The sequence below is a fragment of the Nocardia sp. NPDC052566 genome, from assembly GCF_044547285.1.
GTDB lineage: Bacteria > Actinomycetota > Actinomycetes > Mycobacteriales > Mycobacteriaceae > Nocardia.
Genome location: NZ_JBIUAF010000001.1, coordinates 874,646 through 896,767 on the forward strand (window position 1 = coordinate 874,646; position 22,122 = coordinate 896,767).

The window sequence follows — 22,122 nt, forward strand, 5'->3', positions numbered from 1 at the left end:
TGTTGATCGACCGAAGCGACGATCGATATCTCGACGAATGACAGGAGCACTCTGGATGAAGATCGGTTTCGCGCTACCGCAGTTCGGCGGGCAGGCGCACGAGGGTGCTCAGGTCGCCCGTTTCGCCCGCGAGATCGAAGCGGCGGGCGCGGACAGCCTCTGGGTCGGCGACCGGATGTTCGCGGCGGTGGACCCCACCGTCGGCTACGGCGGTGGGCCAACCATCCCGCCCGAGTTCAACGCGATCCTCGACCCTTTCGCGTTGCTCGCGCTAGCGGCCGGTGTCACCGAGCGGGTCCGGCTCGGCACGAATGTCCTTGTGGTGCCGTGGTATCCGCCCGCGCTGCTGGCCAGGTCGCTCACCACGATCGACGTGATCAGCGCGGGCAGGCTGACGCCGGGCTTCGGCATCGGCTGGTCGCCGGAGGAATACCAGGCCGCGAACGTGCCCTTCACTGCCCGCGGCGCCCGCCTCGACGAGACACTCGATGCGCTGGAACACATCTGGACCACCGACCCGGCCGAATACCGTGGCGCACGGGTGTCGGTGCCGCGCCACCGGTCGGAGCTGAAACCGGTGCGGCGTCCCCATCCGCCCATCCACCTCGCGGGTTTCACGCCGGAAAGCCTGGCCAGGATCGGCCGCCGTGCGCAGGGCTGGCTCCCGGTGCTGATGGTTCCCGGACCGGCCGAACAAGCCGATTACCTTGTCCAGCAAAGCGAAATCATCGCGCGGCACGCCGAGATCGCGGGCCGCGACCCGCACGAGATCGCCACCGTCGTCCGGGTCAACCCGGCGGCGAATACCACGGCGCAACAGATCGCCGACGCCGTGCACCGGCTCGTCGACGCGACGTCCTTCGACGACATCTTCGTCGACCTCACCTATCCGGCGAACACCGTCGACGGTGCGCTCGACGTTGCTGCCGACCTGCTGAAGCTCCTCCGCTGACCGAAAGGATCCCCACCATGTTCCGTACCGCTTACGCCACTGCGGCACTCGTCGCCGCGACGCTGTCGCTTCCTGCAGCCACCGCCACCGCCACCGCCGATGAGAACGTCGGCAGGTCCGATGCCTGCATAGCGGCCAATACGACTGTCGCCGTGCAGAATGCCGCGCGGCCGATCAATCATCTGATCCTCGGTGTCACCAATATCGGTGGATCGCCGTGTACCGCTTACTACTACCCGCGCCTGCGCTTCGACGAAGCCCAATCCGCCGCCCCCGCAATCGAAGACAGCCGTCCGCAGGCACTGGTCACCATCAATCCCGGCGAAACCGCGTACGCGGGCATCATCACCTCCGCCGCCGACAACCCGGACGTCATCCCGGCCCGGCGGCTCGGTGTGGCATTCGCCGAGAGCGACAACAACACCTACGACGGTGATTCGGTCACCGTCGACCTCCCGGCGGGCACCACGGTCGGCGCCGCCACGGTCACCTACTGGCAGCGCGACGCGAATTCCGCACTGACCTACTGAGCTGTCCTCAGCGAGTGTGGATTTCGAGTGCGGTACGGACCGCGCTCTCCAGGGCGCCCTCGATCCACGCGGGTTTGAGGCTGGTGTGGTCGCCGGCGAAATGCAGGCGGCCCTCGACGGTTCGGGTGGCGGCGTGGTGTTCGTGCAACTGGCCCGGGGTGGGGATGACGGCCTCGCCGAGGGCGTAGCGGGCACGCTGCCAGCTCTGGGAGATGCCGACGCCGGTGAACTCGGCGTCGACGCGCGGGCCGAACATATCGCGCATACCGCCGAGGGCGAAGTGCAGGCGCTCCCCCTCGGTGAGCGAGTCCCAGCGCATGGCGTCGTCGGACCAGGTGTAGCTGGCGAGCACCACGCCGCCGTCGGAATCCGTGACGTGCGATGGGAAGTAGATGAAGCGGTTGGGGCAGTCCGACACGCAGCCGCCGCCGCGGAATCCGGCCGGACCCTGTTCCCAGAACCGGGTTTTGAACTCGAGCAATACCTTGGTCGCCGCGTCGTGGTGCAGCTCGGTGATGGCGCGGCGTTTGGCGTAGGACAGTGGCGGATCGAAGGTGCAGAAGCGGGCCGAGGTCAGCGGGATGGCGACGATCGCGTAGTCGGCGTCGAACGATTCGATCGGATCGATCGGTGCGCCGTCGCTGCGTTCGTGGCCGGATTCGGCTGTGGTCCATACCTTTACGCCGCCGTCGGTCTGTTCCACCCGGGTCATGCGCTTGCCACGGAGGACGGCGGGGCCGAGCCTGTCGGTGAGCGCGTCGGTGAGGGTCGCGGTGCCGCCCTCGAGTTCCCAGTAGGTGGCATCGGGCCGGATCAGCGCGTGGTCGACCAGTGCGGGGATGACGCCGTAATGCAGTCGCGAGGTGAGATTCTCCAGCGTCCCGACCGCTTCGATGTGCGGCAGCGGCCAACCTCGCTCCATCAGGTAGCGGTGCGTGGAATAGTCCTCGTACCTGTTGAAAATGTTTGTCCAGCCATCGATTCGGCGATCGATGGGCAGGTCCGCGGGCACCTCGACGCGGTGCATCGCGATATCGAGTGCGCGACGAGTCGGTGCGGTGAGGTCGGCGCCGAAACCGGTGTGGATGCCGGCCGGATCCGCGTCGTAGTCGGCGCGGGTGACGAGGTGGCCATTGACCTTGATCAGCGTGCGGCCCGCCGCGGCCGGGCGGCGGCACTCGGTCTCCGGACCGTTGGACCACTGCTCGCCGGTGAACGAGCGGTACCGCACCGGAACGAGATTCGCCGCGGGCGCGCCCGGCTGCACATCGGTGTTGTGGAACTGCCTGCGCCGCACACCCAATGTGTCGGCGAGCGCGAGCACAAGCGGATGCGCGCTCGGCAGGCGCATCGCACCCGCCTCGGCGTAGAGCGCGGGATCGGAGAAGATGCCGCGGAATGTCTTCACCCGGCCGCCGGTGCGGTTCGCGTTGGCCTCCAGGACGGTGACCCGGTGTCCGGCGTCGGCGAGTAGATTCGCGGCGGTCAACCCGGCTGGTCCCGCGCCGATGACGATGATCCGCTTGGGTGCGTCGGTTTTGGGCAGGCCGGTATCGATGAGTGTCTTCAGATAGGTCAGCGTCAGATCCCGGCCGTTGCCGTCGACCTGGAGCATCTCGTGTGCCAGCTCGCGACTGCGCGTCATCGAGCGTTCGCTGTCCGTCTTCGCCTGTGGCGCTTGACATGCCGAGGTGGTCGCCGCGGCGAAAGCGCTCGCGGCCAGTGCGGTGCCGAGCAGTGCGCGCCGTCCGATCACAGTCTCCGTCATGCCCCGACCGATCCTCTCTTGGATCACGATCCGGTCCAGTGGTTGTGATGCGGGCCACACCGTATCAAAACCGGCCGGTTCGTATGCAACGACAGGCCGCGTCAGCCGGGGATGTCTTGTGCGATGCGATCGAGGGTGCGCCTTCCGGTCCGGCTCATCACCGGATTGGTCTCCGCGTAGTACCAGACCAGGCCCATCGCCTGCTGAAATGCCCACGCCCGTCCACGTTCCCAGGTGCGGTCATCGCAGTCGAGGCGATCGCGCAGCACCCGGCGCGGGCCGGGGTCGAGCAGGTGCCATGCGCCGACCAGGTCCAACGCGGGGTCGGCCGGGCCCGCACCGCCCACATCGATCACACCGGTGAGGCGACCGTCGGACACCAGTACGTTGCCGGGAATCAGGTCACCGTGGTTCATCACGTCCGCCGCCGTCCCACGCGGTAGCTCTCGCATGCGGTCCCACATCCGGCGCAGCACCGGAACATCCAGCAGACCCGCGCTGCGTTCGAAGCAGGTCGCCAGCCAGCGATCGTGGGTCCGCAACTCGCCGCCCCGCCCGTGCCCGTCGAACGTCCGGCCACGGGTGTCGATCGCCCGTACCGCCCCGATGAACGCGGCCAGATCATGGGCGAACGCGACCGACCCGCCCGGATCCTGCTCGGTGGCCACCACCCCGCGCAGCCAGGTCTGCACCGCCCACGGCAGCGGGTACCCGGCTCCCGGCTCGCCGAGCGCGACCGGTTCGGGCGTCGGAAATCCCGTGCGGCCAGCCAACTCTCGCGCCGCCGCCTGCTCTGCCCGCAATTCACGCCATGTCGCGTCGACCTCGCCACCCCGCAGCGGAAGTCGAGCAACCAACCCGGCGCCGATCCGAAAAATCGCGTTGACCGTCCCCGCGCCGTCGACCCGCCGAATCGGCAACCCGCGCCACCGCGGAAACTGCGCATCCACCAACCCGCGCACCGTCTCCGCTGTCACGCTCAACTGCCCCTCATGCATCCGCACCATCGCAGCCTCGCGTATCCCGGACGCGCCGACAACGCGTTTTCCAGCGTTGCGTACCCCGGTTACGCGGCAGGGGCCGAGGTACGTAGCCACTGCGGGCTGTCCGTTCACCTCGATGGCCGCGCTCGGTTTCACCGCGCGCCCGGTGTTTTCACCGGCGTCGGTATGTGGTCGAGCTCGATCCCGAAGAGTTCGCGGTAGGCGGTGAGCGCTTCGGGGTCGGTGAGGGTCTGCTCGGTGCGGGTCGTGCCTTCGGTGCGGATCAGTTTGTGTCCGCTGAGGGTGACCCGGCCCGTGTCGGTGGGCAGGGAGCACGTGACCTGCTGGGTGAAATGCGAGTCCGGGGAGGTTTGGTGGTGCCAGCAGAAGGGGGTGAAGTCGATAAGGCGGCGGGGTCTCGCTTCCATGCGGTATTGCGGGTCGTCGCCGGAGCAAACGTCGAGGTCGCCGGTGCCGTCGTCGACGGGGACGATGCGGAACACGCCGTCGGGGTCGTGTTGCGCGTCGGTGGTGTCGAGTAACAGCGGATGCCTTGTGTGCCTGCCGAATCCGACATCGGCCAGCCACGGTCGCTCCAGATCGACGCGCAACGCCATATGGTCGAAGGGCGGGCGGCGGTGACCGTTGCGGTCGAACACCCCCGCCGCCAGCAGTGTCACCCGGAAGCCCAGCGCTTCGAGCAGGGCGCCGAAGGCTCCGTTCAACTCGTAACAGAACCCGCCGCGCCGCCGCCGGACGATCTTGTCCACCAGCGGTTCCCGCTCGAGCACGATCGGTTCACCCAGGTGAATGCTCAGGTTCTCGAACGGGACGGTCTCGAGGTGCCGCCGATGTAGATCGCGTAGCGCGTCGGCGTCGGGACGAACGGGTGGATGCGCGCCGATCCGCCGCAGGTACTCGTGGACAACGTCATGATCCATGCGCCAACGATGCATCCTCGAGCGCAATCGAAGTCAAGCCCGCAGAAATACCAGCAACCTATCGGCCCACGTCCGGGGTGCAGCTCAGGGTCTGGCTGCTGCACTGGGTACAGGCGCGGCCCTACTTCCGGTGACCCGGCAGACTGATCGGTAATGAAACTGCCTGAGCTTCCCGATCTGCCGGTCCGCGGCGCACTCGACCACATCGTCGAAACGCTGACGGACCATGAGACGGCCGTGCTGGTCGCGCCGCCGGGGACCGGCAAGACCACCCTGGTCCCGCTGGCATTGGCGGCGGCGACCGAGGGGCGGGTGGTGGTGGCCGAACCCCGGCGGCTGGCGGCGCGCGCGGCCGCGGCGCGGATGGCGGCACTGCTGGGGGAGCAGGTCGGGGAGACCGTCGGATATTCGGTGCGCGGGGATCGGCGGGCCGGTGCGCGGACGCGGGTCGAGGTGGTGACGTCCGGGCTGCTGGTGCGGCGGTTACAGGGTGATCCCGAGTTGGCCGGGGTGGACGTGGTGGTACTCGACGAATGCCACGAACGGCACCTCGACGCGGACCTGCTGCTTGCCATGCTGCTCGACGCGCGTGCCGGGCTGCGGCCGGATCTGCGGGTCCTCGCCACGTCGGCGACCGTTGCGGCGGAACGGCTTTCGGCACTGCTCGGCGGTGATCGGAACGCGCCGGTGGTGCGGGTCGACGGCCGGACCCACCCGGTGGACGTGCGGTATCTTCCGGCACTGCCGAGGGAGCGTATCGAGGCGCAGGTCGTGCGGGCCGCCCGCACGGCACTCGACGAGGCCGAGGGTGATCTCCTGGTCTTCCTGCCCGGCGCGGCGGAAATCCGCAGGACGACAGCGCTTCTGGCGGATCTGTCCGGCATCGATGTCGTACCGCTGCACGGCAGGCTCGCCGCCGCGAGCCAGGACAGGGCGTTGCGGCCGGGGGAGCGGCGGCGGGTGGTGCTGTCCACGGCGGTCGCCGAATCCAGTTTGACGGTGCCCGGTGTCCGTGCGGTGGTGGATGCCGGGCTGGCTCGGGTGCCGCGCATCGATCGCGGGCGTGGCATGTCCGGCCTTGCGACAGTGCGGGTTTCGGCGGCGGTGGCCGAGCAGCGGGCCGGGCGCGCCGGGCGCGAGGCGCCGGGCTGGGTGTGGCGGTGCTGGCCGGAGTACGAGCACGCCACGCTGCCCGCGTTTCCGGAGCCCGAGATCCGGACGGCGGATCTGACGCGGCTGGCATTGGAGCTGGCGTGCTGGGGGACACCCGACGGGCACGGCCTCGCCTGGTGGGATGCGCCGCCGCCCGGTGGTTTGGCCGCGGGCCGGGATGTGTTGCGCGCGTTGGGCGCCGTCGATGATGACGGTGCGGTGACCGACCGCGGGCGGCGCATGGCGAAGCTCGGCCTGCATCCCCGGTTGGCGCGGGCACTGCTCGACGGCGCGGCCGAGGTCGGTGCGCTGGCGGCCGCGGAGGTCGTCAGTGTGCTCGATGACGACACTCTCACGCCCGGCGTCGATCTCGTCGCCGGACTGCGGACGCTGCGGCGGGAACGGCCGCCGCGGTGGCGGCGGGAGGTCGAGCGGCTGGCACGGTCGGTCGAAGGGGCGGCCGGGGCCGACGATCCGGCTCTCGTTGTCGCCCTTGCCCATCCGGAGCGGCTCGCCCGACGGCGTGGCCCCGGTTCGACGAGCTACCTGATGGCCGGTGGCACCGCGGTGACGTTGCCGCCCGGTGCCGGATTGGGCGACGCGCAGTGGCTGGCGGTCGCGGTGGCGACGCGCGACCCGGGACGTGCCGAGGGGCAGATCCGGCTGGCCGCGGTCGCCGATGAGCAGCTGGCCCGCCGTGCCGCGTCGAACCTGCTGGTGACCGCCGACGAGGTGGACTGGATCGACGGCGGTGTCGTTGCCAGGCGGGTCGAGCGACTCGGCGCGATCGTGCTGTCGGAGAGGTCGATTCGCGACCCCGATCCCCAATTGATCGGCGCCGCGGTACGCCGGGGGTTGCACGAGTCAGGTCTCGCGCTGCTGCACTGGGATTCCGATGCCCTCGTCCTTCGGCAGCGCTTGGACTTCCTGCACCGAGCGCTCGGTGCGCCGTGGCCGCCGGTCGATGACGTATCGCTGCTCGCCGCTGCCGACACCTGGCTCGGACCCGAACTCGCCACCGCGCGCCGCCGCGCCGATCTGGAACGCATCGACGCCGGACAGGCATTGCGCCGACTGCTGCCCTGGCCGGAAGCGGCCCGAATGGACGAACTCGCGCCCGAACGCCTCGAGGTCCCGTCCGGTAGCCGGCCTCGCTTGGACTATTCGACCGACCCGCCGGTGCTCGCGGTCAAAGTGCAGGAGGTCTTCGGCTGGGCACAGGCGCCGCGCCTGGCCGAAGGGCGAGTCCCGATCCTGCTGCACCTGCTCTCACCCGCCCAGCGCCCGGTCGCGGTCACCGCCGATCTGGCCTCCTTCTGGCGCACCGGCTGGCCCCAGGTCCGCGCCGACCTGCGCGGCCGCTACCCCAAACACGCCTGGCCGGAGGACCCGGCCACGGTGCCCGCCCACCGCGGCACCGCCCGCAACGCGGCCCGCGGCTAGTAGCGTTCCCGGCTTTCGACCGCGTCCTTGGCTTCCTTCAGGCCGACCCCGGTCAGCTCGCGGTACACCTTGATCGCATGAATCTTCTTGCCCTGCGCCAAAAGCGCATCCACCTCGGCCATACCGATCGGCGCCGCAACGGGTTTGCGCACCTCGTATGCGGCCCCGGCGGGCACCTCGACACCGAGCTGCTTCATGATCAGATCCAGTTTGTAGTTCACCGCGTCGATCTTGCGTTCCAAGCGCCGATTACCGAACATCCCACGAACATAGCCGACTTCTATGGTCCGCTCGCGGGTGCGCTACCACATGATGGGCAGGCGTTCCGGGATGCGCTTCATGTAGCGGGTGCGCCAGACGAGCTGGTCGACCGGGATGGCCAGTGTCATGTCGGGAACGCGGGCCAGCAGGGCCTCCATGGCGATGTGGGCGTGGCGGCGGGCCAGGGCGGTGGCGGGGCAGAAGTGCTGGCCGCCACCGAAAGACAGGTGGGCGGTGGGGTTGGGGCGGGCCAGGTCGATCGAGTGCGGATCGGGGAAGGCTTCGGCGTCGTAGTTGGCGCCTTCGACGAGGACGAGGACCAGTTCGCCGCGGCGGACGAGGACGTCGCCGAGTTGGATGTCCTCGGTGGCCAGGCGGGGCAGGCCGTCGCCGATCGAGAGGTTGATGCGCAGCAGTTCCTCGACTCCCGCGGGGATGAGCTCCGGGTCGGCGGCGAGTCGCGCCGCCAATTCGGGGTGCTGAAGCAGGGAGAACAGGGCCATGGTGAGGAACCCGCTGGTGGACACGACGCCCGCGCCGAACAGGGTGACGCCGACGGTCGCGAGCATCTCCGGCGGGACGTGCGCGTACTCGGGATCCGCACGCAGCGCGGCCAATTCGGCGATCAGGCCGGTGCTGGCCGGGTCGTCGAGCCGCTCGGTCATGTAGGCGATATCGCGATCCCAGTTGAGCTTCGCGGCCGGGATCGGCTCCGCCGAATTCATGAACGCGACGTGCAGGCTGCGCAACAGCTTGGGCGCGTCGGCCTGCGGAATGCCGAGCATATGGCAGTGCAGCGCGGCGGAATACGGTTCGGCGTAGTCGTTGCGCAGATCGGCGGGCGCGCCCTCGGTGACGAAGGCGTCCACCAGATCCGCCGCTGTGGCGCGCAGGAAGTCCTCGAGGCCGGGCGCTTTCGGATTGAGTGCCTTCATCACCGAGCGGCGCAGGCCGGCGCCGGTGATATTGCCCATGTTGTTGACCACCTCGGGCGGGATGGTCAGCGCGTACTGCCGCGGCACACCCGGCGCGGACGTCTCCGCCAGCGAGAAGCGCCGATCCTCGAGCACCTGTTTGCACAGCGCGTATGTACTGACCAGCCAGGCCGGGTCGCCCGCGATGGTCCGCACCTTGCGGACCGGTTGTGTCGCACGGAGTTCGGCGACCTCGTGCGGCACCTGATCGCCGCGGGCGGAGAACGGGAAGTCGAGGACGGTTTCGGTCGCGGTCATGAGTGCAGTCCTTCGGCGCCGGTGGCGGGAGTGATGATGGCGTGGCCCTGGTTACGCGAGGCGCGCAGACCGGCGCCGCGCGAATACAGCAGATCGGCCATGGGTAGCAGCTGGTGGTAGCAGTTCAGGGAGGAGGGCACACCGAGGATCGCCGGTGTGTCGAGGAACAGGGGCGCCTCGGCGCAGACGTAGTCCAGGCACACCTGCCGCTGCCTGGGTGTCGGCGCCTGTCCGTCGGCGGTTCTCGCCGAGAGGAAGCGGTTCACCAGTTCCTGGCAGACATCGCGGAACTCCGCGTCCGAGTCGAGCCGCTCGGTGATGTCGTCGTGAATGCGCCGGTAGGCCGGATTCGAGCGGAATTCCGACATCGGATGGAGGAACACCCGCGTGCCGTCGGGGTCGGCCGCCGCGGCCGCGGTGGTGAGCTTGGCGCGCACGCCGCGCAGGTTCTTCACCGCCTTGCGGCGCGCCTCGAGCTCGGAATACCCTGTCGCCTCGTACATTTCGGCGATGTAGATATCGGTGTAGACGAAGTCGACCCGATCGAAGTGCGTGCGCCCCCAGTGCGCGAGATCGCGCAGGCGCTGCCCGGAGAAGTAGCTGTTACCCGGTGAGACTCCGATGACGGCGTGGTCGGCCTCGCGGTAGATGACCTCGCAGTGCGGTGTGAAGGGGCGCACCGCGAACGGTGCGACGATGGATGACGTCACGAACAGCGTACCTTTCGTCGAAGGTTACGATTCGATGCGATTACCGCCACGAGAATGATCGCTACGCCGTTGTGGTGGTTCAATCCTCGTGAGCCCCTTGATCTTTGCGCTATCGGAGCTTTCGGAACAACCTCAGGCGCGCCGAACTGTGCCCGGAATCCGCCAGCCGCATTGGAGATTCATACAATAGCCACGGCGCGGAACCCTGAAGTACAGCGAGATCTCTTGTGCCGCTGTGCATCTCCATGATCATCAGAGTCCGGGGAGCAAACCGCGATCCATGGCGACGACGACCGCGTGGGTGCGATCGGCGACGTCGAGCTTGGCGAAGATCCGCAGCAGATGCGTCTTCACCGTGGCCTCCCCGATGACGAGGCGCCTGCCGATCTCCGGGTTGGACAGCCCGTCGGCGACCCCGCGCAGCACATCGACCTCCCTCGGGGTGAGCGCGACGGGGGCGGGGCGGCGGATCCGGGCGACGAGGCGTTCGGCCACGCGCGGGGCGAGCACGGTCTGCCCGCGCGCCGCGGCGTGCACGGCATCGACGAGCTGTTCGCGCGAGGTGTCCTTGAGCAGATAGCCGATCGCGCCCGCCTCGACGGCGCGTTCGATATCGGCGTCGGTGTCGTAGGTGGTGAGGATCAGTACCCGGGTGGCGGTCCGGCCGGTGATGGCGCGGGTGGCCGACACCCCGTCGAGCACCGGCATGCGCAGATCGAGCAGCGCGACGTCGGGCGCGAGGCGCTCGACCAACTCGATCGCCGCTTGCCCGTCGGCCGCCTCGCCGACGATATCGATGGTCGGCTCGGCGGCGAGCAGTGCGGCGATGCCCGCGCGCATCACCACGTGGTCGTCGACGATCACCAGGCGGAGTTGTTCGGGCACTGTCATATCCGATCGTTCGCGGGCAGTGCGGCGAAGACTCGGGCGCCCTCGCCTGGGGAACTGGTCACGGTGAGCTCGCCGCCGAGTTCGGCCAGGCGGCGGCGCATGCCGTCGAGGCCGAAGCCGCGGGCCTCGCGCGGGCTGAATCCGCTACCGTCGTCGGTGATTTCGAGCTCGATACCGGTGGCCCCGCGCTCGAGCACGACGCTCACGGTGCTCGCGTTCGCGTGCTTGCGCACATTGGCGAGCGACTCCTGGGTGCAGCGCAGCAGGGCGATCCGGGTGGGCTGATCACAGGCGATATCCGCCAGCTCCGCGTGCACGGTGAGCCCGGTATCCTCGACGAACCGATCGAGCACCCGGCGCAGCGAGCGCGCGATCGTGCCGGCATCGGATCCCGGCGCGGATCCGACGAGAACGCGTGCCTCCGTGAGATTCTCGCGCGCGGTGCGCTCGATGGAGCGCAGCTGCTGCACGCTGAGCGCCGGATCGGAGGCGATGCCGTTCCTGGCCGCCTCGGCGAGCGCGATGATGGAGGCGAAGCCCTGGGCGAGGGTGTCGTGGATCTCGCGGGCCAGCCGCTCGCGCTCTTCGGCCGCGCCCTGGCGCTGGTGCGCCTCGGCCAATTCCGTTTGTGTGCGCCGCAATTGGGCGCTCAGCACGCGGGCGCGTGCATCGGCCTGCCGGATCACCCGGTCCACCAGCAGCCCGAGCAGTATGCCGCCCGCGCCGCCGATGAGCGTGAACACGGCGTTGCCGGGGGAGGGCTGCGGGTGGGCGAGGTTCCCGGCGAGCGTCGCCACCGTCGCGACGACGGTATAGGTGATCGCGCGTCGCGCGGTCGCGGCGTGCATCCAGAACATCGGCAGCGAGACGATGAGGAAGGCCGCGCCGCCCTCGAGCAGCACCGCCGTGACGCCGAGCACCGTGACCAGCACGCAGAGGAAGGCATCCGGCCTGCCGACGAGACCGCGCGGCAAGGCCGTCCGAAGTGCGAAGGCACCGGCGGCCAGGGCGATCGCCGCCCACGTCCCGTACTTCGTCGCGTCGATCCGATCGTGCACCGCGATCAGCGGCGGGCACAGCCCGAACACCACCCAGCACACGGCGTACCACCGGCGCAGCGCCCGCAACCGGAACCGGTCCTCGATGCGCGGCCGTTGCTCCATCCCGATCACCCTACGGACCGGGCGGGCCACCAGGCGCGCGCACCCAGCAGCAGTAACAGGGCGGGCAGGATCACCATCCTGATGACGAACGCGTCGAGGAGCACCGCCGCCGCGAGCGCGAAACCCATCTGCTTCATCTCCATGATGTGCAGCGGAACGAAGCTGGCGAAGACGGTCACCATGACGAACGCGGCACTGGTCACCACGCCCGCCGAGCCGCCGACACCCTCCAGCACCGCACGGCGGGCAGGCATGCCGCCGCGTACGGCCTCGCTGATCCGGCTCAGCACGATGACCTGGTAGTCCATCGACAGCCCGAACAGGATCACGAACAGCAGCAGCGGCACCCGGGAACCGATGGTGCCGGTCGAATGGAAGCCGAGCAGGCCCTCGGCCCAGGTGTGCTGGAACACCAGCGCGAGCAGCCCGAGCGACGCGCCCGCCGACAGCAGGTTCAGCAGCACGCCGATCAGGCCGAGTACCACCGAGCGGAAGGCGGCGACGGTCAGCGCGAAGGTCGCAAGAAGCAGCGTCGCGATGATCAGCGGCAGCTTGCGCTTCTGATGGGCGGGATAGTCGGCGTAGCGAGCGATGTCGCCGGTCACCGCGTAGTCGGCGGCGCGCAGCGCGCCGACCGTGGCGGGCAGGTAGTCCGTGCGGAGCCGTTCGAGCGAGCGGCGGGCCGCGTTCTCGCTGACGTGGTGTGGCACAGGCAGTTCCAGCAGGCTCACCCGTCCGTCGGCGGAGGCGCGCAACTCGGCGGCGCCCGCGAAGTCGGGGTCGGTCCGCGCTCGCTCGGCGAGTGCGCGCAATGCGTCCGCCACCTGGCCCGCGCGGGCGGGCTCGGCGGTGACGACCACCTGATGCATCGACTTCAGTTGCGGGAAGGCAGTATTCAGCCGGTCGAAAGCCCGCATGGCCGGGATGGTGCGCGGATGGGTCTCGCGGCCCATATCGGTGAGGGTGAGACCGAGCAGCGGTGCGGCGAGCGCGAGCATCGCGAGCACCGAGATACCCAGCGCGACAGCCGGATTCGCCGCGGTGCGGCGCAGCACTGCACCGGTGATTCCGGCTTTCGGTGCGGTTTTGCGCTGCGTGCCGTCGCCGAGCACGGTCAGCAGCGCGGGCAGCACGGTCAGCGAGCTGGCGACCGCGACCAGGGTGACGAGAATGGCCGAGGTGGCGATCGAGGAGAAGATGACGTCGTCGGCCAGATACATGGTCGCGACGGATACCGCGACCGCGAGCCCGGAGATCACCACGGCACGCCCCGAGGTGGCCGCGGCCAGTTCCACCGCCGCACGGGCGCCGAGCAACCCGCCGCCACGCGCGCGTTCCTCCCGCGCGCGTTTCAGATAGAACAGCGTGTAGTCGACGCCGACCGCCATCCCGATGAGCAGGATGATGTTGATCCCGACGCCGTTGTCGGGGAACACGTGGGAGGCGGGCATCGACAGCCCGATGGCCGCGGCGATCGACGAGATCGCGAGTAGCAGCGGCACCAGTGCCATTGCCGCGGAACGGAAGACGACGAGCAGGGTGATCAGCGTGATCGGCAGCGCGATCATTTCGGTGCGCGCGAGGTCGCGCCCGCGCAGCGCGTCCACGCCGCTGCTGATGGAGGGACCGCCGGTCTCCTCGATCAGCAGGCCGGGTTCGGCGCGCTGTACCTCCTCGGTCTGTGCGCGCAGCGCGGCGACCTGCTTCTTACCGTCGAGCTCCGCGCCCTTCATGGTCACATCGACGCGCAACGCGCTGCCGTCGGACGAAAAGACCGGCGCGGCAACGGATTCGACCGCTGGCATGGCAAGCATGCGCTGGGTGATCTTATGCGCGGCGGCGGTGGCGGCAGTGGGGTCGAGCGCCGCCGCGCCGGGCCCCGCGGTGATCAGCACCCGCTCCATCGGCCGCTGTTGCAGCCCGCCCGCGGCGGCCATCGCTTCCGCCCGGCCCGCCTCGCCGATCCGGAAATCCTCGGTGGCCGCGGGTTTCGCGCCGATCGCGAGGCCACCGCCGAGGCACACCGCCACGAAGAGCACCCACCCCGCTATGGCGCGCCAAGGATGACGTGCACTCCAATTGGCTATGGCTACCTGGCGATTTCGCATGCGCACCATGCTGTCCGCTGCGGTGGCACCACCGACACCCGCGACAGGTGGAACCTCGTGTCCACCGACCGGTGGACACGAGCCGGGTTTACCGGTCTCAGCAGGTCTTTCGGACGTAGTCGGGGTCGTCGGGCGTGGTGACGTCGACGTTGCGGCGCACGATGCTCAGTGTGTCCTTGAAGCCCGAGCATGCCGCGGCCAGCCCCGCGTCGGTGTATTCGATATCGATGACGTGGTTGTCGAACGCTCTTGCGTAGACGCCGCATTCCTTGGTGTCACCGCACTCCTCGGCAATGGCGAAGTCCAGCTTCGCCTCGGCTCGGCGGCCGACGAGTTCCGCACCGTTCTTCTGCCCGATGGCCAGGCCGCGGTCGTGCGCGTGCCCGGCGAGCACGGCGGCGAAGGTCACCGCGTGGTCGGGGGTGAGGAGGTTCTTCGAGCGGGTGTAGCTGTCGTAGTTGTCGACCTCGATGGCATTGAATCCTTTGCTCGCGCAGCCGTCGACCCACGTGTTGACCTTGTTCGCGATCCGGTGGCGTTTGTCGTCGGTGCGGATGTCGAGCAGCGCCTCCTTCCACCGGGTATCCATCACGACCTTGCCGTCGGCGTCGCGCAGCAGCAGGTCGGGCTCCCACTCGCTCTCCGCGCCCGGCTGCGCCTGGAAGCCGTTCACGTAGCAGATGTTGTACATGTTCGGCGCCTTCGCGGCGGAGTGGTCGCGGCTGACGATCGTGACGCCCTGCGGCGGGTCGTAAGGCTCGGTGATCTGATAGTCGAACCCACCGTGCAGCGGGGGTGGGGTGACCGGCGGCGCGGCGCTCGCGGCACCGGCCTGCTGGATGGCACAGGTGGCCATGGCCACGACCGCCACGGCGGCGTGTCGGAGGATGCGTGAGGTGGATATTGTGATCACTCGACTCTCTTCGTTTCCGGTGTGACCGTCGAAACCCCCTCGGGCACAGGCCGATACAACCATTGCCGTCGTACACCGTCAAACCCCGAAGCCTGGGGGCTGCCGTCGGGAAAGGGCTGATGAGCGGCCGTATCACCGAGAACCGGGTTACGATGAGCGCGGGCAACATATGGTCCAGCTGTTCAGCAACGTGGCGGTCGGCAATCGAAGGTGACCATGGGCACATCTGTCTTGACGCTCGACAAATTCCGTAATGACCTGCGCGAGTACGCGCGACTGGCCGAGACGAGGTACGACCCGGCCGTCGTCGATCCGGTGCTCGACGCACTCGCGGACCTCTGGACGCATTCCGTCGTCGGTGTCCGCACCACCACCCAGCCCGTCGCCGAGCGTGACGTCAATGCGCGGGTGATGCACCCGGGTGACCCCGGCGAGCTGATCGCTACGCTGCGCGACGCCGGACTGCTCACCTTCACCGGTCATCCGATGGAGACGCTGCTCACCGAGGTCTTGGCCGCGGTGCCGACGCGGTCGGGTGTCGATCTCGCGCTCACCGGCGGTGTGCAGAAGGTCTGGCTGATGTTCCCGGAATTGCTGAGCGTCGAGCGGATGCTCGGCTTCGCGGGCATCCCGGATTCGGCCCGCGGTCATGCGGCGCACCTGGCCCACTACGGCGGCCAGATCGGCATCATGGCAGTCGATTTCACGGCGCGCACGCTGAATCTCTACTCTCAGGTCTTCGTGCCGGGCACCCTCACCTCGGCCGATATCGCCGAGATATTGAGCGATCTCGACTTCGCTCCGGCCGCCGCGGACGAGCTGGCATTGCTCGGGCGCGCGTTCAACCTGTATCGCACCTTCTCCTGGACCGCGCCGGAGATGCAGCGCATCTGCCTCCCGGTGCGCCTCGATACGGAGAGCTTCCCGGTCCATCTCGATCCGGTGCTCGAAAGGTTCGTCGCCGGTGCGCCGTTCGCCGATCCCGCCAGCCGCGGGTTCGTCTTCTATGCCGCCTACGGGCCCACCGGACGCTACTTCAAGGTCCAGGCCGAATATGCCGCGGCCGCGAACATCACCTTCCCCGGCGGCACCGCGCCGCAGCGGGTGACCAACTCCCGTTGACGCGAGTCGGCGCGGGCAATGCCCGCGCCGTCAGGAACTCGTATCGTGTTGTCAGCCAGGCTATTTCAGTTCCACTGGGACTGAGTTCGACGCCGGGCGTTGGGAGGCATGGTCTCCAGATCGTCGAGCACCTTCTCGATGCTGGACACCTTGTACTCCTGCGCGCTGGCCAGTTCGTGGACCTTGGCGGTCGTCTTGGCCAGCACGCTCGCGGTGAGATCCTCCTCGAGCTTGCGAATCACCTGCTTGTGGAACAGCACGACCTGATCGCGTCCCTGCTTGCGCACCCTGGCCACCTCGGCGGCGGCCGCGGCGCGCATCTGCTCGATGATGTAGACGGAATCCTCCCTGGCGTCCTTGCGCAGCAGTTCGAGCTCCCGCTGCGCCTCGGCCAGCGCGGTGTCATAGGCCTGCTTGGCCTCGGCGAGCCGGGCCTTCGCGTGATCGCTCTCCTGCAGCTGCCGCTCGATCAGGTCTCGCGGCTTGTCGATGACGTTCTTGTGCACCAACGGCCAGAACCGGTACAGCCCGTACAGGATGACACCGAAGGAGACCAGCTGGCTGAGGAGGACCGGCCATTCCAGCTTCAGGTGGAAAATACCTTCGGCGAGAACGATTTCGGAGTGGTTCATGAGGGCGACCGTCCCGTCTGATGGCCCGGGGTCGTTCCGGCGTGCAGATCGTCGTCGACCCCGACGATGCGGTCGGCGAGGGTTTGGGCGAGCGGCTCGATTGTCTGACGCAGTTCCGCCGCCACTTGATCGGCTTCGGCCCGCAGCTGCGCCGAGGTTTCGGCGAATATCGCATCGGACTGCGCCTGTGCCTCGGCACGCAGCTCCTCGAGGATCTGCCTGCCTTCGGCCCGTGCCTCGTCGCGAATGTTCGCCGCTTCGGTGCGCGCCTGCTCCAGCCCCGACTGATACTTCTCGGTGGCTTCGGCGAACAATCGCCGCGCTTCCTTGTCGTTCGAGGCAGTTTCGGCGACCCGCTGCTCGCGTTCCGCCAATACCTTGCGGATCGGCGGAACGACGAAGAACCAGATGACACCGAGCACGATCAGGAAGATCAACAGCTCGACGAAGAAGGTCCCGTTGGGAATGAGAAAGTTCCCCTGGGCTACCACATCATCTGTTCGCGGAGTCATGGCGCGTTACTTGCCGGGAGTCGCGAAGACGAACAGTGCCATGAAGGCTAGGTTGATGAAGTACGCCGCCTCGACCAGACCGACGGTCAGGAAGAAGATGACGCGCAACCGGCTTTCGGCCTCGGGTTGGCGGGTGACACCGTTGATCAATGCCGCGCCAGCGAGACCGTCACCGATGCCCGCCCCGATCGCGCCGCCGGCCATGATGATGCCACCGCCGATGAGGGCGCCCTGGACGATGGTTGGGTCTGCTGCCATTGTTGGTTCCTTTTCTCGGAATAGTTCGACCGGCCGCGCCGATCAGTGGTGTTCATCTTCACGTGACATCGACTGACTGAAATAGAGCACGGTCAGCAGCGAGAAAATAAATGCCTGGATCAGGCCGACGAACAGATCGAACGCCTTCCACAGCGCGGTCGGACCCCAGCTGATCCAGAACGGGAAGAGCGCGATCACCGAGACCATCACACCGCCCGCGAACATGTTGCCGAACAATCGCAGCGACAGCGAGAGCGGTTTGGCGATCTCCTCGATGATGTTGATCAAAACCATGGGGCCCCAACCGGTATGCCCCTTGAGTAGCTGCTTCACATGCCCGAGCGGGCCGCGCCGCACGACACCGGCGCTCTGATAGAAGACGAAGACGAACAGCGCGAGCGCGAAGACGAAGTTGACATCCGACGCGGGCGGCGCGACGAGCTCGCCCTCGCCGATCTGCACCGGCAGTACGGACAGCCAGTTCGACAGCAGGATGAAGATGAACAGCGTCGCGCCGAGCGGCAGCGCGAACGGGGCCACCTTCATGCCGATGTTGGTCTCCACCTGGGTGCGTATCATCTTGGTGACGCCCTCGGCGGACAGCTGGACCAGGTTCGGCACGGCGGAGGTCATCTTCACCCGGATGAAGAACGCGAGCCCGATCACGAGCAGCGCGGCGACCACCGTCGAGATGATGGTGTCGACATTGAAATCCATGCCGAGCCAATGCGCGACGGCGTGCTCGCCGACCTTGATCTTCGGCTCTTCGGCGCCGGGTTCGGCGCCCGCTTCGGCCAGCGTCATACCGGACAGGGACGCCTGGGCAGGTAGTGCGACTGAGATCGTCATGATGTCTGGCGCAGCGCTTTCAACTCGGGCAGCACGGTATTGAGGATCAGCAGGAATTGGAAGGTGGCCAATCCGAAGAAGATGCCGAAACCGTTGGGCCGGGCCAGGATTGCCACCGCGAGCGCGATCACCGTTATTACGGCCAACCGCACGGCCGTCGATCCGGCCAGTCGTTGCTTACTCGGCCGTTCCGAATCGGCGATTCGTGTCGCACTGCGCAGCGTCAGCTGAGCATTGAGCCAGCCGAGTATCAAACCGCTACACAGGAACACGCCGAGTAGTAGTCGATCGATAACTCCGGTGCCCATCAATATCAGTACGCCGAAACCGATCGCAAGAATGGCCGCGCGGCGTATTTGGAGCCTGTTGACGTCCACTTCGACACCACCTCGCCCTCATCCCAACCTTCTGGTGGGTTCTTGATTGATCCACAGCATACACATACCAACATCCTTGTGTATCAACGTTTTTGATCTTTCTCTTAAAAGATCTTGATATACCTCGCAGCGACATGTTGGTTAACGAAACCAATGACCGCGACCCTCCGTTTTGTGTAAAAACAGGCCGCTCAACATAATCCACAGTTCACATGTCTTGTCATGGGAATCCCATTTGTCCGATTCGGCGGATAATGTCAAACACCGGCGCTACAGCGCCGCGAACCGATTTCGGCGGCCGCCGGACTACGGTGCACGCCCGGATGTGGGCTCCTCGGCGGGCTCCGGCGCGTGCCGCGGCGCGGTCTCGGCGGCACGGCCCGGCCACCAGTTGTGGCGGCCGAGCAGCATGGCCGTCGCCGGAATCATCACGGTGCGCACGATGAGGGTGTCGATGAGCAGGCCGACGCCGATGGTGCAGCCGATCTGGGCGACCACATTGATGGACGAACTGAGCATCGCGAACATGGTGATGGCGAAAACGGCGCCCGCCGTGGTGATCACGCCGCCGGTGCTGGTCAACGCGCGGGCGATGGCGGCGGCGGTGCCCGGTGCGGCGCGCAGTTCGTCGCGCACGCGCGACATCAGCAGCAGGTTGTAGTCCGCGCCGACGGCGACCAGCGCGATGAACGCGATCGACGGTACCGACCAGTGCAGCGGTCGGCCCAGAACGTGCTGCCAGACAAGCACACTGAGGCCGAGCGCGGCGGCGTAGGACAGCAGGACCGAGACGAGGATATAGAGGGGAACGACGAGACTGCGCAGCATCACCCCGAGCACGAGCAGGATCAGCAGGGACGTGGCCAGGATGATGACGGCGAGATCACGCAGCGCCAGCTGCCGCAGATCGATGTAGGTGGCGGTGAGCCCGGTGACGTCGATACGGCTTGTCGCGAGCGTGGTGGTCGCCGCGGCCCGGCGGGCGGTGTCGAGGATCTGCTCGGTGCGCGCCATTCCGTCGGTGGTCAATGCGTTGCCGGAGTCGGTGACCACGATCCGGGCCAGGTGACCGTCCGGCGAGACGAAGTAGCGCAGGTTGATCGCCCAGGTTGCCGCGATATCCGGATCGGCGAGCGCGAAGGCGGGCAGGTAGAAGCTGTTGTTCAGCGCCGCGCCCGCATCGGTGCGCAGGCCGTCGAGGTAGGCCGTTGCCTGATCGAGCCCGGTCGCCAGGCGGGTGAAGCTGCTACCGACCTGTGCGACACCGGCGTTGACCTGCGTGGCGCCGTCGGCGAGGGTGCCGAGCCCCGTGGTGAGCCGAGTTTGCCCGGCAAGCAGCTGGGTGGACCCGGCTCGCGCGGTGACGAGCCCGTCGTGCAGTCGGGTTGCGGCGGCGGCGAGTTGGTCGTTGCCGTCGGCGAGTGTGTGCGCGCCGTCGCGCAGGGTGCCGAGGTCGGCGAGCACTCGACCGGCGGCGGAGCCGTCCAGCGCGGCCAGCGCGGTACGGGCGGTGGCGCATAGCGGATCGGCGTCGCAGTGCGGATTCGCCGCGATCTGGTCGCGCAGCGCGGTGAGTGCGGAAAGCGGCGCCTGGATCGGCGCCATGGCGGTATCGATGCCCGCCGCGAGGGCGGCCGAGCCGGAGCGCAGTCGCGTTGCGCCCGCGTCCAATTGGGCGGCGCCGTCGAGCATGGCGGTCAGGCCGTCGTCGAGCCGCCTGGTGCCGTCGGCCAATCGCGTCGCGGCCGCATCGGCCGTTGTCGCGCCGCCCGCGAGCGCCGCGGTGGCGGCCACGAGGCGGTCGACGTCGGGCCGCGCCGCCACCAATTGGGTCGACGCGGCGCCGAGCTGGCCGGTGACCTGGCCGAGCTGATTGCCGACGGTGCCCTGCGGAATGGGGCCGCCGAACGGCCGGGTGAGACCGTTCACCGCCACGATGCCGGGCATGGCGGCCACGGCGGCGGCGATCGAGTCCAGCGCGGCGTAGACGCCGGGGGAGCGCAGGTCGGTATCGGAACGGATGAGCAGATAGTTCGGCAGCAGCTGGTTGCCTGGATAGTGGGCGGCGGTGACGGCGAAACCGTGGTTGGCGGAGGTATCGGCGGGCTGGGTGGCGCGCTCGTCGTAATTCAGGGCGAGCGTGGACAGTACGGCGATGAGCGCGAGTACCGGCACCAGCGAGACCGCGAGCATTCTGGCGGGTCTGCGCACGACGACCGACGCCAGACCGCGCCAATACCGCGCACTGCCGGTGCCTTTCGGTTCGATCAGCCCGCGCTGCCCGGCGATGGCGATCAGTGCCGGGGTCAGGGTCACCGAGGCGCAGACGACCACGAGTATGCCGATGGCACAGGGGATGCCGATGGTGCGGAACATGCCGATGCGCGCGGCGCTCATCACCGTGCACGTCACCGACACCGCGAGGCCGGAGGCGATGAGCACCGGCGAGATGCGGCGGTAGGCCACGTCGTACGCCTCGGCCTGGCCTCGGCCCGCCCGTCGCGCCTCGTGATAGCGACTCAGCGCGAAGATCGCGTAATCCGTTCCGGCACCGAGGATCATCGCCGACAGCATCGCCACCGAGAAGATGGAGGTCTCCACGCCGTGCTCGCCCGCGAACGCCACCACCGGCCGTGCGATGGCCAGGCACAGGCCGATCGTCGCAAGCGGTATCGCCGCGGCGAATATCGACCGGTAGACCAGCATCAGCAGCAGCGCGATCAAGACGACGGTGATCGCGGTGATGATCAGCAGGTCACGGTGTGCGCCGTCGAGCAGGTCCGCGACGCTCACGGTCGGCCCGGTGACGTCGACCGAGAGCCCGTCGGGCTTCGGCACCGACGCCACCGAAGCCCGCACGGCCGCGACGGATTCCGATGCCGCGGTCGTTCCGGTGTCGCCCGCGGTGCGCAGTAATAGATAGGCCGCCTGTCCGTCGGTGCTGCGGACGGCGGGCGCGGTGGCGGGGGAGGACCAGAGGTCCATCACCGATTCCACCCGGGCGGGATCGGCGCGCGCGGCGCGCACGACCGCGTCGTAGAAGGCGCGATCGGCGGCGGTGAGGCCGGTATCGCGGTGCAGGACAAGGTAGACGATGCCGGAGCCGGTCGATTCGCCGAACCGCTTGCCCATCTCGGTGAGCGCCTGCGCCGACGGCGCGTCGGCGGGCACGAACCGCGGAGAATGCGCGAAGACGACCGTATCGAGCTGGGGGACAACGAGATTGAGTACGCCCGCGGCCAGCAGCCAGGCGCCGACGATGAGGTAGCGATAGCGGCGAACCGCACCGCCGACAGCATTGGCCATGGGATCACCCTCCACTTCC

At 68.2% G+C, this 22,122-nt stretch carries 20 protein-coding genes; 4 read left to right on the forward strand and 16 right to left on the reverse strand.

What is annotated here, in order from left to right; all coding sequences use genetic code 11:
• The first annotated feature begins 55 nt into the window (after positions 1 to 55).
• Entirely contained in the window at positions 56 to 952 is an 897-nt protein-coding gene (locus ACIG5A_RS03740) for a TIGR03619 family F420-dependent LLM class oxidoreductase (protein WP_397237344.1), read from the forward strand.
• 17 nt (positions 953 to 969) lie between these two features.
• The gene (locus ACIG5A_RS03745; RefSeq protein ID WP_397237346.1) at positions 970 to 1,482 is read left to right on the forward strand and encodes a DUF4232 domain-containing protein; all 513 of its coding nucleotides are present in this window, start codon (positions 970 to 972) and stop codon (positions 1,480 to 1,482) included.
• Positions 1,483 to 1,489: 7 nt separating this feature from the next.
• On the opposite strand, the gene ACIG5A_RS03750 is transcribed toward ACIG5A_RS03745, so the two are convergent.
• The 3 genes from ACIG5A_RS03750 to ACIG5A_RS03760 form a co-directional block, all read right to left on the reverse strand.
• Positions 1,490 to 3,250, reverse strand: coding sequence for a flavin monoamine oxidase family protein (locus ACIG5A_RS03750; protein ID WP_397237348.1), 1,761 nt, complete (start codon positions 3,248 to 3,250; stop codon positions 1,490 to 1,492).
• Positions 3,251 to 3,351: 101 nt separating this feature from the next.
• On the reverse strand, positions 3,352 to 4,248 hold the full coding sequence (locus ACIG5A_RS03755; protein WP_397237350.1) for an aminoglycoside phosphotransferase family protein: 897 nt from the start codon (positions 4,246 to 4,248) through the stop codon (positions 3,352 to 3,354).
• A gap of 137 nt (positions 4,249 to 4,385) precedes the next feature.
• Entirely contained in the window at positions 4,386 to 5,174 is a 789-nt protein-coding gene (locus tag ACIG5A_RS03760) for an arylamine N-acetyltransferase (RefSeq protein ID WP_397237352.1), read from the reverse strand.
• Between the two features lie 153 nt (positions 5,175 to 5,327).
• On the opposite strand from ACIG5A_RS03760, the gene hrpB reads away from it, so the two are divergent.
• On the forward strand, positions 5,328 to 7,769 hold the full coding sequence (hrpB, locus tag ACIG5A_RS03765; RefSeq protein ID WP_397237354.1) for an ATP-dependent helicase HrpB: 2,442 nt from the start codon (positions 5,328 to 5,330) through the stop codon (positions 7,767 to 7,769).
• Here the strand turns inward: hrpB and ACIG5A_RS03770 are convergent.
• From ACIG5A_RS03770 to ACIG5A_RS03800, 7 genes are all read right to left on the reverse strand, one after another.
• The gene (locus tag ACIG5A_RS03770) at positions 7,766 to 8,029 is read right to left on the reverse strand and encodes a ribosomal protein L7/L12 (protein ID WP_397237356.1); all 264 of its coding nucleotides are present in this window, start codon (positions 8,027 to 8,029) and stop codon (positions 7,766 to 7,768) included. The two genes, hrpB and ACIG5A_RS03770, sit on opposite strands and share 4 nt — an antisense overlap.
• Positions 8,030 to 8,071: 42 nt before the next feature.
• On the reverse strand, positions 8,072 to 9,262 hold the full coding sequence (locus tag ACIG5A_RS03775) for a cytochrome P450 (RefSeq protein ID WP_397237358.1): 1,191 nt from the start codon (positions 9,260 to 9,262) through the stop codon (positions 8,072 to 8,074).
• Entirely contained in the window at positions 9,259 to 9,972 is a 714-nt protein-coding gene (locus tag ACIG5A_RS03780) for a tRNA-dependent cyclodipeptide synthase (RefSeq protein WP_397237361.1), read from the reverse strand. The genes ACIG5A_RS03775 and ACIG5A_RS03780 overlap by 4 nt, the downstream gene beginning before the upstream one ends.
• Before the next feature lie 252 nt (positions 9,973 to 10,224).
• Positions 10,225 to 10,863 (reverse strand): response regulator, encoded by a 639-nt coding sequence (locus ACIG5A_RS03785; RefSeq protein ID WP_397237363.1) that lies wholly within the window; start codon positions 10,861 to 10,863, stop codon positions 10,225 to 10,227.
• Entirely contained in the window at positions 10,860 to 12,026 is a 1,167-nt protein-coding gene (locus ACIG5A_RS03790) for a sensor histidine kinase (RefSeq protein WP_397237365.1), read from the reverse strand. The genes ACIG5A_RS03785 and ACIG5A_RS03790 overlap by 4 nt, the downstream gene beginning before the upstream one ends.
• A gap of 5 nt (positions 12,027 to 12,031) precedes the next feature.
• Positions 12,032 to 14,056, reverse strand: coding sequence for an MMPL family transporter (locus tag ACIG5A_RS03795; protein WP_397237367.1), 2,025 nt, complete (start codon positions 14,054 to 14,056; stop codon positions 12,032 to 12,034).
• 175 nt (positions 14,057 to 14,231) lie between these two features.
• The gene (locus tag ACIG5A_RS03800) at positions 14,232 to 15,047 is read right to left on the reverse strand and encodes an endo alpha-1,4 polygalactosaminidase (protein WP_397237369.1); all 816 of its coding nucleotides are present in this window, start codon (positions 15,045 to 15,047) and stop codon (positions 14,232 to 14,234) included.
• Positions 15,048 to 15,263: 216 nt separating this feature from the next.
• Here ACIG5A_RS03800 and ACIG5A_RS03805 point away from each other — a divergent pair, with 216 nt between their 5' ends.
• A complete protein-coding gene (locus ACIG5A_RS03805) occupies positions 15,264 to 16,169 on the forward strand; it encodes an aromatic prenyltransferase (protein WP_397237371.1) in 906 nt (301 codons plus the stop codon).
• Between the two features lie 65 nt (positions 16,170 to 16,234).
• Here ACIG5A_RS03805 and ACIG5A_RS03810 read toward each other — a convergent pair whose 3' ends face one another.
• The 6 genes from ACIG5A_RS03810 to ACIG5A_RS03835 all read right to left on the reverse strand — a co-directional run bounded on the left by ACIG5A_RS03810 (position 16,235) and on the right by ACIG5A_RS03835 (position 22,103).
• Complete coding sequence (locus ACIG5A_RS03810) at positions 16,235 to 16,801, reverse strand: hypothetical protein (protein WP_397237373.1); 567 nt, start codon at positions 16,799 to 16,801, stop codon at positions 16,235 to 16,237.
• Positions 16,798 to 17,313 carry a F0F1 ATP synthase subunit B gene (locus ACIG5A_RS03815; RefSeq protein WP_397237375.1) on the reverse strand — a complete coding sequence of 172 codons (516 nt, stop codon included), beginning with the start codon at positions 17,311 to 17,313 and terminating at the stop codon, positions 16,798 to 16,800. Before ACIG5A_RS03815 ends, ACIG5A_RS03810 begins: the two co-directional genes overlap by 4 nt.
• Before the next feature lie 6 nt (positions 17,314 to 17,319).
• A complete protein-coding gene (locus tag ACIG5A_RS03820; protein ID WP_397237377.1) occupies positions 17,320 to 17,571 on the reverse strand; it encodes a F0F1 ATP synthase subunit C in 252 nt (83 codons plus the stop codon).
• A 42-nt stretch (positions 17,572 to 17,613) separates the two neighbouring features.
• A complete protein-coding gene (atpB, locus tag ACIG5A_RS03825; protein ID WP_397238795.1) occupies positions 17,614 to 18,375 on the reverse strand; it encodes a F0F1 ATP synthase subunit A in 762 nt (253 codons plus the stop codon).
• A gap of 41 nt (positions 18,376 to 18,416) precedes the next feature.
• Positions 18,417 to 18,797, reverse strand: a complete 381-nt coding sequence (locus ACIG5A_RS03830) for a hypothetical protein (protein WP_397237379.1) — start codon at positions 18,795 to 18,797, stop codon at positions 18,417 to 18,419.
• Between the two features lie 306 nt (positions 18,798 to 19,103).
• Positions 19,104 to 22,103: an RND family transporter gene (locus ACIG5A_RS03835; protein WP_397237381.1), complete on the reverse strand. Its 3,000-nt coding sequence runs from the start codon at positions 22,101 to 22,103 to the stop codon at positions 19,104 to 19,106.
• Positions 22,104 to 22,122 lie beyond the last annotated feature (19 nt).